An 11,946-nucleotide genomic window follows, 5' to 3' on the forward strand; every position below is an offset into this window, starting at 1 on the left:
AGGGATACCAGAGTGATCTTGACCATGAGCGATACCTTGAACAGGGCGAACAGCCACCAATAGACCGTCCGATATAAAGAAGTGCCCTATCCTATCACGTTTGGTCCGGCTCGGCCCTTGGCGAAGCTGTCAGCCAACCATCTGATTACGCCGAAAAAAACAGCATTTGAAACGCAGCATCCAGCCAAAGATCAATAATTTGAGCCAGCGCCCACTAAAGTGGATCCGGGGATGCTAGTTTGCATACATCTTTAGCGTAAGGAGTAAATCCATGATTGGGATCGACCAGGTTTCTAACGACTTTGTAAACGATTTGAAAATACTGGCATGCTTTGATCCGGCCAACATGAGCCTGGGGATTAAATTACGCAGCGATATGTCTGATGAACTGTGCCAAGCAGCAGTTCGTCTGCATCAACAGGGACTCATCAGCGCCGAAGATGGCGGCTACCTCACCCCGTTTGGCATGACCATGGTAGAGCATCTGCAACATTTGCTGGTCGCACTCAAACCGCTTTGACCGGCTGCGGAGCCCAGAGCGAAAAGTTAAGTAGCTCCCAACGCTTCCCTTGGTGAAGATGACAGGCAAATAGCAAAGGACCTTCGGGTCCTTTTACTTTGCCATCGACCAGCCACTCTGACTCCCTGTTGGGGATAATGCGGGCCCGGATCTCGTCCGGTAGCCGCTCCTCACCGAGTCGCACATGGACAAATTGCTGACAAACTCTCTCTGCCTCCATGGCCGCCTGCACAGGCACGGGTTCATCCACGATGGGGGTCAATGCTGTCAGAAGCAACAGGGTCTGGAACATGATTCACACACCGCATGAGTCAGGAACAAAGGCCATATAAACAAAAAGCCGTGGCACCAGAGGTACCACGGCTTTCTTAAATTCTGTAAGAATTACAGAGCAGTTACGTTCTCAGCCTGCGGGCCTTTCTGACCTTGGGTCACAGAGAACTGTACGCGCTGACCTTCAGCCAGGGTGCGGAAACCGGCACCTTGAATAGCGCTGAAGTGAACGAAAACGTCCGGGCCGTTTTCTTGCTGGATGAAGCCAAAACCTTTGGTTTCGTTGAAAAACTTAACGGTACCGGTGATCATGTTAGACATATCTTTTAAACCTGTATTCAAAATAATTACTTATGCTTTTCAGCGGGTAAAGCTCAAAAAACGGGATTAACTTATGAACAACAGGACAAGATGTAAAACATCGTATTCATTGACATAACTATCGCCCTTTCAAGCTGGTTTGGATTATACGTGGCTTTGTAGATTACGCAAACAAATTTGTGCCCTGCCAATGGCAGGGCACAAACCTTTATAACGTGGCGGCTTCCAACGCTTCGACCAGTGCCCTGAGAAAACGAGCAGCCTCCCCGCCAGTACAGGCTCTGTGGTCAAATGTCATCGACAGTGGCAATGCCCTGACGGGGCGTGCTTCGCCATGAATGAACACCACTTTTTCGAACAGTTTGCCTGCCCCTATGATGGCCACCTGCGGCGGCGTAACGATAGGGCTGGCATAGCGGCCTGCGATAGCACCGAAGTTGGTGAGCGTAATGGTCGCCCCCTGCAACATCTCGCGGGGCACGGCGCGCGCCTTCACATCGGCGATCATCCGATCCAGCCCCTGCCGGATATCCGCCCCCTCCCGCTCGGCCACGTTCTCCATCACCGGCACATAGAGGCCATGCTTTGAATCCACCGCGATGGCCACATTGACCTCTTTGAACAGCCGCCTTGACAGGGTGTCGCCATCAAACCAGGCGTTCATCGAGGGCTCTGCGCGGCACGCCACGCCAATGGCCTTGATAAGGCGCACCGTCACATCCTCATCAGGGCGCCAGTGACGCAAGTCCACCTCGTCGGTGATGCTGACCGGCACCACAGTCTGATGAGAGAGCTCCATCGCCTTGGCCATGGCCCGTCGCGACCCTTTGAGGAACTCGTTGCCACTGATCTGCTGTGACTCGAATGCCTGCTGCACATCCAGCTCGGTCACCATGCCGCCGCTGCCACTTCCCTTGATCCGGTCGATATCCAGACCCAGTTTTTGTGCCAGTAACCGCACGGCAGGCATGGCTTGTACCAGCGCGCCACCCGGTGCAATGGCCCCCACCACGAAGTGATCCTCGATATGTTGCTGATGGGCGCTGACCTTGCCCACCACGGTGCCATCATCCTCGCCACCCTCGAACTCCACCAGCGGCGCACCGATATGGAGGATATCCCCCTCGGCGCCACAGAGACGGGCGATCACCCCGGCCACCGGAGAGGGTACATCCACCAGCGCCTTGGCCGTTTCCACCGACAACAGCACCTGATCGACCGCGACGGTATCCCCGGCACTCACCTTCCACTCGACGATCTCGGCTTCGGCCAACCCTTCACCCAGATCCGGTAATTTGAAAAATTTCATAGCCACTGGTTCTCCATCAGCTGGTGAGCGGCATCGGCGATATCCTGCTCGGTGATGAGGTAATACGCTTCGTTGCGATAGTAGGGAACGGCGGCATCCACGCCGGTCAGCCGCTTGGGCGGCGCCTTGAGGCTGGGAAGTGCCTGCTCGGTCACCCGCGCCACAATTTCGGCCCCGACCCCGAAGCTGCCACACGCCTCGTGCACCACCAGCAACCGGCCGGTCTTGCGCACCGAAGTGAGGATGGTCTCCATATCCAGCGGCTTGATGGTGGCCAGATCCAGCACCTCGCACTGGATATCCTGTTCGGCCAGCAGGTTCGCCGCCCGCATCACCTCCTGAATGCAGGCTCCCCAGGCCACTACTGTGATATCCCGGCCCGGGCGCAGGGTGAAACAGACATCCAGCGGCAAGCCGACACCGTCATCCACAACCTCGGATTTCATCGAGCGGTAGATGCGATCCGGTTCGAAAAACATCACGGGATCCGGATCGCGGATGGCCGAGAGCAGCAGGCCATAAGCACGCCTCGGGCTGGAGGGGATCACCACCCGCAACCCGGGAATATGGGCAAACAGCGCCTCGACGCTCTCGCTGTGATGCTCCGGCGAATGAATGCCTGCGCCATAAGGGGAGCGATAGACAAGGGGGCAAGAGAGGCGACCACGGGTACGGTTTCGCATCCGCGCCGCCTGACAGATGATCTGCTCCATCCCGGGGAAGATGAAACCCTGAAACTGGAACTCCGCCACCGGCTTGAGCCCCTGAGTCGCCATGCCGACCGCCACCCCGGCAATAAGCCCCTCGGCCAGCGGCGTGTCGATCACCCGCTTGAAACCGAACTTGTCGCGCAGGCCCACAGTAGCGCGAAACACCCCACCGTTGACCCCCACATCCTCGCCCAGCACCACCACATCCGGGTCATGCTCCATCTCGTAGTGAAGGGCCATGTTGACCGCTTCCAGCAAACTGATCTCACTCATGGCCAACCTCCTGCTTCATCCCCTTGGCAATCACTCGTTCGCGCTGGGGCAAGAGTTCAGCGGGCAGGCTGGCGTAATGATAATCGAGCATCGCCTCCGGCGGCTGGGGTGCCATCGCCTCATAACGGGCGACCGCCTGCTCTACCTCTCGGGCGGCCTCCGCCAGCAGGCTCTGCTCCTGCTCCTCATCCCACCACCCTTGGCTGTGCATAAACTGGCGCAGCCGTTTGACCGGCTCCTTGGCCCAAGCGGCCTCGACCTCAGCCCCATCGCGATAGCGAGTGGCATCGTCGGCCGTGGTGTGATCGCCTAGACGATAACTGACCGCTTCTATCAGGGTCGGCCCCTTGCCGCTGCGGGCCCGTTCGACGGCACTGCGGGCAGCATCGTAGACCGCCACCACATCGTTGCCATCCACCTGCAGGCTGCGCACCCCGGCGCCGCTCCCCTTCTGGGCCAGCGTAGGGGCGCTCGATTGCAGCTTGCGTGGCACCGAGATAGCCCACTGGTTGTTGTTGACGATGATGACCATCGGCAGGTGCCAGACACCGGCGCAGTTGAGCCCCTCCAGAAAATCCCCCTTGGAGGTGCCTCCATCGCCGATAGTAACCACGGCAACGCGCGGTTGATTACGCAGTTTGAAGGCAGACGCAATACCGCAAGCGTGAGTGATCTGGGTGGCGATGGGGACGCAGATGGGGAGATCTTCAGAGGGAGTCCCATCAGGCTTGAGAAAATAACTGCCCCGCTCGTCACCCCCCCAATATTGCAGGTTCTTCTCCATCGGCACACCCCGCACATAGAGGGTGGGCATATCCCGATAGTAGGGGACGTAGACATCCTGCGGCTGCATGGCGAGACCAATGCCAATCCCCACGGCTTCTGCGCCGAGATGGGAGGGAAAAGTACCGAGCTTGCCGGTTCGTTGCAGCGCAATGGCTTTTTTGTCATAGCTGCGCACCATCACCATATTGCGGTAGAAGGTGTGCAGTATCGCCTTGTCCAGCCAGGTCGGTAAGGTGGCGACCGGGCACCCTTCCGCATCGAGATAACGAAGGAAAGGGATGTCGACATGGGTCATAACTGGCTCCTTGCCGTTGTGAGCGTCACCGATACTGGTGACACCTAGATGTAAATGCCTTGTTAAATAAAAAGCAAAGGGATTTACTCAGGTAAGACCAGTAGAAACTTCTTTAAAGTAGCGAAGGAGCTGAATTTTCGGCGCACTTACACCTTTAACGCCGTAAAAGGTTCACATTCGATTGGGGTAATTCAGTGCGGAATATAGGTATAACCAGGAGCAATGCCCCCTCTACTGCGCCAGCCAATCTTGCCGATTAATCATGGCTGGCAGAAATTAACGTGGCCCCGATGGGGCCACGTTGTTATTCGTTGTTTGACGCTCGTCAGGCGACTGACTCACGCTCGACCAGCTGTGCTTCGAACTTGAGCTCTAACCCCTCAACCGGCTTGTGATCGAGCAGGCGCAGCGCCAGCTCGGCGGCACGACTGCCCATCTCCTCGATGGGGTAGCGTACCGTGGTGAGTTTGGGATAGATGTAGCGGGCATAGGGAATATCGTCGAACCCCACTACCGACACCTGCTGCGGGATCTTGTAACCGCGCTCCAGCAGGCAGGAGATAGCTCCCGCCACCATGCCGTCGTTGAAACCGAGCACGGCAGTGAACTCGACACCACGGGCCAGCAGTTCACTCATCGCCACATAACCGCCATTTTCGTCGGCAAAGGCGCGGCTGATGAGAGCAGGATCAAACCCAATCCCTGCTCGAGCCAGGGTCTGGGTATAACCGGCCATCCGCTGCTGACCATCGACAAACTCTTCGTCGTCGGAGGTAATAAAGGCGATGTTGCGATGTCCGGCATCCAGCAAGTGCTGACAAGCGGTGGTGATGCCTGCCTGGTTATCCAGCCAGACGCAGCGATCTTCAGATCCCGGCACCTGACGGTTGATAAAGACGATGGGAGTAGAGCCTGCCGCCAGCTCGCTCAGCTCCTCGTCAGGTAACGCCTTGCTGTGCAGGATCAGCGCATCGCACTGACGCTGCAACAGCGCCTGAATGGCGTGACGCTCACGGGCAATATCATGGTTGCCAGACATGACGATGGTGAACTTGTTGGCCTTGTCGACCATGGTTTCGATGCCACGCATCATCTGGGCAAAGAAGGGGCCGCCACAGAGATCGCCAACCAGCACACCAATACAATTGGAACGCTTGCTGACCAGCGCTTGGGCAAAACTATTGGGCCGAAAATTCAGTTCCTTCATGGCCGCCAATACGGCCTCGCGCTTTTCCGGTGCTACCTGCGCCGTGTTGTTGATCACACGCGACACGGTGGAGATAGACACATTTGCCAGCTGAGAAACGTCTTTTATCGTTGCCACTATCCATTCCTTTATTGTGGGGGAACCTGTTGGTACCGACGGCCGAGTATACCCTGCGTTCTGATGCAATACCCTGAGCCAGGTCACCTGAGATGTTTCCTTTGGTAACAGAACCCTACTCGATGCTACCCGGCGTCAGGCTGATTTGAAAATGGGGGCCGGCCAGCGGCCCGAAACTCAATAGGCGTGATTCAATTCCCGCTCTGACATGAAGCGCAGCGGTTGCTGCAGCTTGTGCTGATAGATGAGATCGAACGACAACACGTTCTGCACATAATTGCGGGTCTCCTTGTAGGGAATGCTCTCGACCCACACATCCATCGGTTTGTTGTCGCTCTGGTCACGCCAGCGTTTGACCCTGCCCGGCCCGGCGTTGTAGGCAGCTGCGGCCAGGATCCGGTTGCCATCATACACATCCAGCAAACGCTTGAGGTAGGCACTACCAAGACGAATATTCATCGCCGGATCAAATAACTGCTGCTCATTGCGATACGGCACACCGAGCTTGCCTGCAGTCTCTTTGGCGGTAGCAGGCATCAGCTGCATCAGTCCGCGCGCGCCCACCGGCGACTGGGCCAGCGGATAGAGAGCGCTCTCCTGGCGGGAGATGGCATAGAGCAGGCTGGTGTTCATGGTGCGCTCTTGCGCCATCTGGGAGAAGGTGCGTTTGAGCGGCAGCGGGAAGCGCAGGTCGAGGGCATCCCACGCCTCGGCGCGAATGCTGGCGAGAATGGCCAGCTCATGCCACCCCTGATTGAGGGCGATATGGCCGAACTCGATGCGTTGGGACACCGGGTTGCGATCCATGTTGTGGATCCACTCCGAGCGGGCCGCCGCAATCTCGTTCATCGACAACAGCTCGCGCACCCGCAACAGGAAGGGCCAACGCTGGCTGGCGGTGCGCCAGTCAGGCACATGCTTGACGCTCTGGTTCTTGATGCGATAGGGCACACCGGTGCGCTGGGCCGCCATAAAGCCGTAGAAACCGCGCAAGTTGGCAGTCTCCAGATAGAGATCCCGCGCCGGTTTTTGCTGTCCCTGCACCTCAAGGGAGCGCGCCATCCAGTAGCGCCAGCGATCCTCTTTCTGACGGGCCATCGGCATCATCTTCACCCAGCCGGAGAGGCCACGCCAATCCTGCTCCCAGATGGCCAGTCGCGCCCGCAGTTCGGTGATATCAGGATCTGACAGCTTTTTCACCGTGCTGTCGACCCAGCTACGCTGGGCAATGGAGCGATCCAGCAGCAGACGACGGGCAATGGCCCGATCGATCGGTTTCACCTCGGCCTGGGTCAGCCCGAAACGGCTGCGAAACAGCGCCAGCTGGCGCAGCACCGATTCCGGCTCCTGATTGGCATAGCGGGCCAAGCCCAGCGAGAGCAATTTACGCGAGTAGGGATTGTTACTGAAGTAAGCGGGATTCATCGCCTTGGCGGGTTGCTCGAACAGGGTCACCATCTGATCGCCATAGCTCTGCAAGCCGCTACCGAGGGTCGCGCCAAGGTGGCGGATCAGGTTGGGGTTTTCCGCCTCGAACGCCAGCGTCATCCGCTGCCAGATCTTCTCCTGGGTACGCTGACCGGATGCCTGCCACAGCTGGAATAACGGAGAGCAGGCATCGGGGCGCGACTGGCCGCTCATCCAGATCTTGCCCGCCCCCTGCAACGCCTCTTTCGGCTTGCCGGTGTAATAGAGTGCCTGATAGTGCATGCAGAGCAGATCGGTGGAGCTCGGCTTGGCCGGATAGAAGCGCAGGAACTGCGACCACTGCTGGCTCTGAGCCAGATAGGTCAGATAGCTGCGCTCCAGCCGGTTCGACTGGGGGGTATCCCCATGCTGGCGGATAAAGCGAGTCACATCGTTGTAATCGGCCGCCCCCGGACGAAAGGCAAGCTGATAGTAATCGAGGTAGGGCAACAGGGGATAATGGGTCAAACGGGCACGAATTTGCTGGAAACGGGCCTGATCATTGGCACGTACGGCATCATACGCCTGACGGTAGAGCGTCTGGTCGGCAGTCTGCGCCATCAAGGTCGGCACAAACAGCGCCGACAAAACAATTCCCCATACAGCTTTCACTGAACATCTCCATTGAGGGCAATACACCGCCCGGTGGCGGTGGGTCTACTGCCTCTCATTCTACCCGTTGCCGGGCAGCGCTACAGCGGGGAGAAGGGACTATTTTTCTGCATCGCTCAGCTGTATTTCGCGCAGTTGCTCCGGTCTGGTCAGCCGCTGTACATATTTCTCCAGATAGGGCACCGGTAGCGGCTTGGAGGCGAGATAGCCCTGATAGAAACTGCACCCCTGCGCCTTGAGAAATTCCAGTTGCTGACGGGACTCCACCCCTTCCGCCGTGACGTTGAACCCCATATGGCGGGCCATGGCGATCACCGCCTCGACGATGGCCATGTTGTCGCCATCTTTCGGGATGTCCTGAATGAAGGAGCGATCGATCTTGAGCTCATCGGCAGGCAGCCGCTTGAGGTAGCTCAGGGAGGAGTAACCAGCGCCAAAATCGTCGATGGCAAAGCTGATGCCGAGCCCCTTGAGCTCGGTCATCTTGCTGATGGTGTCCTCGGCATGACCCAGCACCACGGATTCGGTGATCTCCAGATTGAGGCAGGCCGGATCCATGCCGGTTTGTGCCAGCACGTCATGGATCCGCTCGACAAAATCGGTGGCATGGAACTGCTTGGCACTGACGTTGACCGAGATCTGCGGAATGTGGATGCCGTTCTCTTCCCACAGCACGTACTGGGCGCACGCCTCGTGCAGCACCCAGTTGCCGATGTCGACAATCAGGTCCGTCTCCTCGGCGATGGGGATAAACTCGGCTGGCGAAACCAGCGATCGACCGGCTGGCTGCCAGCGGATCAGCGCCTCGACACCGATGATATCGCCACCATCGACCATATGCTGGGGCTGATAGTAGAGGGTCAGCTCTTGCTGGCTGAGGGCATTGCGCAACTCGTTATGAATAAGCAGACGGCGATCCGCCTGCTGCTGCATCGAGGCATCGAAGAAGCGACGGGTCTTGCGGCCAGCCGACTTGGCCTGATACATGGCGGTATCTGCCTGCTTGAGCAGGTCATCGACCCCCTGCTCCCGATCCGGGAAGAGGGTAATACCGACGCTGGCACCGATGTGCAACACCTGTCCCGCATAGGTATAAGGGGCGGCAATTTCGTTGATGAGGCGCTCGGCAATGATATCGGCCTGCATCTCCGCCTGGGGCGGGCTGGCCGACAGTGATGGCAACAGCAGCACAAACTCGTCACCACCGAGTCGCGCCAGACAATCCCCCTGCCGTACCAGCCGTTTGAGACGGGCGGCGACCTCCTTGAGCAGCCAGTCACCGGTGGCGTGGCCGAGGGAGTCGTTGATGGTCTTGAAGTGATCGAGATCGATAAAGAGCAGCGCGCCGATCAGGCCATCGCGGGTCGCCTCGTTGAAGATCTGCACCAGGGTCTCGTGCAGTTGGCGGCGATTGGGCAACCCGGTCAGCTCGTCGTAATAGGCGAGATCCTGAATGCGCCGCTCGGCCGCCTTGCGCTCGGAGATATCCTCGAAGCAGATAACGAAATGGCTGATCACCCCCTTCTCGTCCTGTACCGGTGTCACTATCTCCCACTGGGGATAGGTGTGACCATCGACGTGGCGACGCTGGGTCTCACCCTGCCAGCGGCTGAGGGTGTTGAGCTCGTAGCCCAGCCCACCCAAATTGGGCCAGAGATCCTCTTCCAGATGCAGACCCAGCACCGACTGGCTGTCAAAACCGGTGATCTGGCTGAAGGCGTTGTTGACCCGCAGGATCTTGAACCCCGGATCGGTGATGATGATCCCTTCATGAGTCTCGAATGCAACAGCCGAGAGCCGCATCTGGGCATCGGATTGCAGCCGCTCCAACTCGGCCACCATCCGTACCGAGAAGGTATTGAGCACCGAAGTGAGGTTGCTGGTATCCGCGGGGGTCGAATAGAGCAGCGCCAGATGGCCCAGCAGCTGACCTCTGGCATCGAACAACGGCTGACCATAGTAAGTCTGCCCGGCCGCCAGCCAGGGCTGATACTCCTGCGATGCGTCGATCACCTCGAAACAGATGGCCCCTTGCTTGTAGAGCTCCTGACAAGGGGCGCCCGCCAGCGGGTAGTCCTTGAGCGCCAGCCCGTCGGCGGCCAGCACTCTGACCCGGTCGGCACCACTCAGCTCCCCCACCCAGACCGCATCCACCTTGAGGATATGGGCCAACTGGCTGACCAGGGTATTGAAGAAATCGAGACCGGTGCGGGCAGAGAGCGCCTGCGCCAGCTGGGTAAGCAGAGTGGTTTGCAACAATGGCAGGGAGAGATTGAGCGAGGTTGCCGAGCTCAGGCTCACATCGAGCGGCGCCAGCCAGCCACAGCAGATCTGCTGGTTGGGCACAAACTGACCACGCCAGAGCACATGACTGAGCTGCCCCTGAGCATCTTTCAGATGACCGATAAACTGCTCGGGCAGTTGTGATTCATGAAGCTGGACGAGAAAGTCGGCAAAGCCAGCCTCATCTTCCGGTAGCAGACGACCAGCCCAGGGGTGGTCACCCTCCCCTTGCCACTGCTGGTAGGCCCCCTGCTCAGAGAGACTCCACTGATGATGCTGCCGATCAAAAAACCACATGATTTGCGTGGCTTGCTGCTTCATTTACCACCCCAACACAACAACCAACCACGTTTGATGTCCAATCGGGTACAACAACACCCCCAGCATCCGCTCATGAGATCAAAGGTTGCGAGGGAAGAGTACAAACATGCGATATCAAGCAGTGGAAACCGGACATGAGGTCGACACGAAGTGCTGCCAAGAAGGGACAGAAACGATCCTATTCCCGTCATACTGCCTGCCAGTTTCATTGAGCTCAAGCTGTTTTTGGCACGAAACCGGAAAAGATCACAATTTATAAGTCTCTGAATAGCCAAGGGATTGTTATGTGACATAGATCACATTTCAATCTTTACCAATGAGTAATCTGAAGGTGAAGACACAAGCAAGACGACCCGAAGGGGGCCAATATGAAAATCGAAATTACCAGCAAAATCATCGACATCACCCCGGCTATCCGCGAGCGCATTGAATCCCGTTTTGAAAAGCTCGAACGTCTTCAGGTGCCTCTCATCACACCCCATGTGATTGTTTCCAAAGAGCGTCTGATGTTCATTGTCGAAGCCAGTGCTGGCATCCCCAACGGCAAACTGTTTGCCCAGGCAGAGCATGAGGATCTCTACGCCGCCATCAACGAACTGGGGCAAAAACTGGAGCGTCAACTCAATCGTCACACCGAGAAGCCGATTGCCCGTCGTGCCAACGCCGCGCTCAAAGAGCAGCCGCAACCGGATGAAGCTGACGCTTGATTGCATGCCGCAAGGCTAAAAAATTCTAAAGAGCATAAAGGCGGGGTCACCCGCCTTTTTGTTGCCTGTGATTTACCCGACAAACACCGCGTTACGCCGAGAAGCAGACGCCATCAACTGAGCCAGTGCAAGCGGGTATCCACCCCCTCTTGCAAACGGTCGAGGATCGGCAGCAGTACCAGCGGATCCTCCTGGCGTGGCATATCGGCCAGCTTTCCTTGCAACCGCTCCCGCGCCAGCGGCGACAGGTTGTCGTAGACAGCCTCATCCAGCAGCGGTTGTTTGACCGCCAGCGGCGGCGATTGCAGCGCCAGCCAGAGCCGCACATCCACCATGCTTCCCCCCTGCTGCAACCGCTCATTGATGGCACTGCAGTCACTCCCCGCCCCTTCAGCCACCAGCCCTTGCGCCGGTCTCAGGTCAAAGTGCAGACGCCAGTCACGGCTCTGTGGGCTGGCCGCCGGTTTGGCATCAAACCAGGGCTGCTCCTCCACCGCATCGGTGAGCAGCGCCAGATGCAACCGGAAATCCGCCCGATCGCCATGCTGCAAGTCACGGTTGAGGCGCTGCCCCAACTGGCCCTCATCGACGAGCAGGTGATTACGGATTGAACTGGGCAGCATGAGATAACTCTCGAAAATGGCGATTTCACTGGTTATCGGCCACAAATCCAATTCTTTTAATGGAAAAATCCTGCTTGGGGGTTCACAAAACCAGAAGATCTGTTAGTATGCGCCTCGCACTT

The 11,946-nt window shown here is 57.9% G+C and carries 11 protein-coding genes; 2 read left to right on the plus strand and 9 right to left on the minus strand.

The genetic code is table 11. From position 1 onward, the window contains the following. The first annotated feature begins 271 nt into the window (after positions 1-271). Complete coding sequence (locus tag LD28_RS0110175; protein WP_033136857.1) at positions 272-520, plus strand: TIGR02647 family protein; 249 nt, start codon at positions 272-274, stop codon at positions 518-520. On the opposite strand, the gene LD28_RS0110180 is transcribed toward LD28_RS0110175, so the two are convergent. The 8 genes from LD28_RS0110180 to LD28_RS0110215 form a co-directional block, all read right to left on the minus strand. Beyond that, entirely contained in the window at positions 507-812 is a 306-nt protein-coding gene (locus LD28_RS0110180; protein ID WP_033136858.1) for a hypothetical protein, read from the minus strand. The two genes, LD28_RS0110175 and LD28_RS0110180, sit on opposite strands and share 14 nt — an antisense overlap. Positions 813-904: 92 nt before the next feature. After that, entirely contained in the window at positions 905-1,114 is a 210-nt protein-coding gene (locus LD28_RS0110185) for a cold-shock protein (RefSeq protein ID WP_075112094.1), read from the minus strand. 208 nt (positions 1,115-1,322) lie between these two features. After that, positions 1,323-2,423 carry a dihydrolipoamide acetyltransferase family protein gene (locus tag LD28_RS0110190; protein WP_033136860.1) on the minus strand — a complete coding sequence of 367 codons (1,101 nt, stop codon included), beginning with the start codon at positions 2,421-2,423 and terminating at the stop codon, positions 1,323-1,325. Then, the gene (locus tag LD28_RS0110195; RefSeq protein WP_021231077.1) at positions 2,420-3,406 is read right to left on the minus strand and encodes an alpha-ketoacid dehydrogenase subunit beta; all 987 of its coding nucleotides are present in this window, start codon (positions 3,404-3,406) and stop codon (positions 2,420-2,422) included. Before LD28_RS0110195 ends, LD28_RS0110190 begins: the two co-directional genes overlap by 4 nt. Beyond that, the gene (gene pdhA, locus LD28_RS0110200; RefSeq protein ID WP_033136861.1) at positions 3,399-4,487 is read right to left on the minus strand and encodes a pyruvate dehydrogenase (acetyl-transferring) E1 component subunit alpha; all 1,089 of its coding nucleotides are present in this window, start codon (positions 4,485-4,487) and stop codon (positions 3,399-3,401) included. Before pdhA ends, LD28_RS0110195 begins: the two co-directional genes overlap by 8 nt. 325 nt (positions 4,488-4,812) lie before the next feature. Further along, complete coding sequence (locus tag LD28_RS0110205; RefSeq protein WP_033136862.1) at positions 4,813-5,811, minus strand: LacI family DNA-binding transcriptional regulator; 999 nt, start codon at positions 5,809-5,811, stop codon at positions 4,813-4,815. A 177-nt stretch (positions 5,812-5,988) separates the two neighbouring features. Then, positions 5,989-7,890 (minus strand): transglycosylase SLT domain-containing protein, encoded by a 1,902-nt coding sequence (locus tag LD28_RS0110210; RefSeq protein WP_033136863.1) that lies wholly within the window; start codon positions 7,888-7,890, stop codon positions 5,989-5,991. A 99-nt stretch (positions 7,891-7,989) separates the two neighbouring features. Beyond that, positions 7,990-10,494 carry a putative bifunctional diguanylate cyclase/phosphodiesterase gene (locus LD28_RS0110215; RefSeq protein ID WP_033136864.1) on the minus strand — a complete coding sequence of 835 codons (2,505 nt, stop codon included), beginning with the start codon at positions 10,492-10,494 and terminating at the stop codon, positions 7,990-7,992. Positions 10,495-10,862: 368 nt separating this feature from the next. On the opposite strand from LD28_RS0110215, the gene hpf reads away from it, so the two are divergent. Continuing rightward, positions 10,863-11,201 carry a ribosome hibernation-promoting factor, HPF/YfiA family gene (hpf, locus tag LD28_RS0110220; protein WP_005344457.1) on the plus strand — a complete coding sequence of 113 codons (339 nt, stop codon included), beginning with the start codon at positions 10,863-10,865 and terminating at the stop codon, positions 11,199-11,201. Positions 11,202-11,314: 113 nt separating this feature from the next. Here hpf and LD28_RS0110225 read toward each other — a convergent pair whose 3' ends face one another. After that, entirely contained in the window at positions 11,315-11,824 is a 510-nt protein-coding gene (locus tag LD28_RS0110225) for a VC2046/SO_2500 family protein (RefSeq protein ID WP_033136865.1), read from the minus strand. Positions 11,825-11,946 lie beyond the last annotated feature (122 nt).

The organism is Aeromonas finlandensis, assembly GCF_000764645.1.
Lineage (GTDB): Bacteria > Pseudomonadota > Gammaproteobacteria > Enterobacterales > Aeromonadaceae > Aeromonas > Aeromonas finlandensis.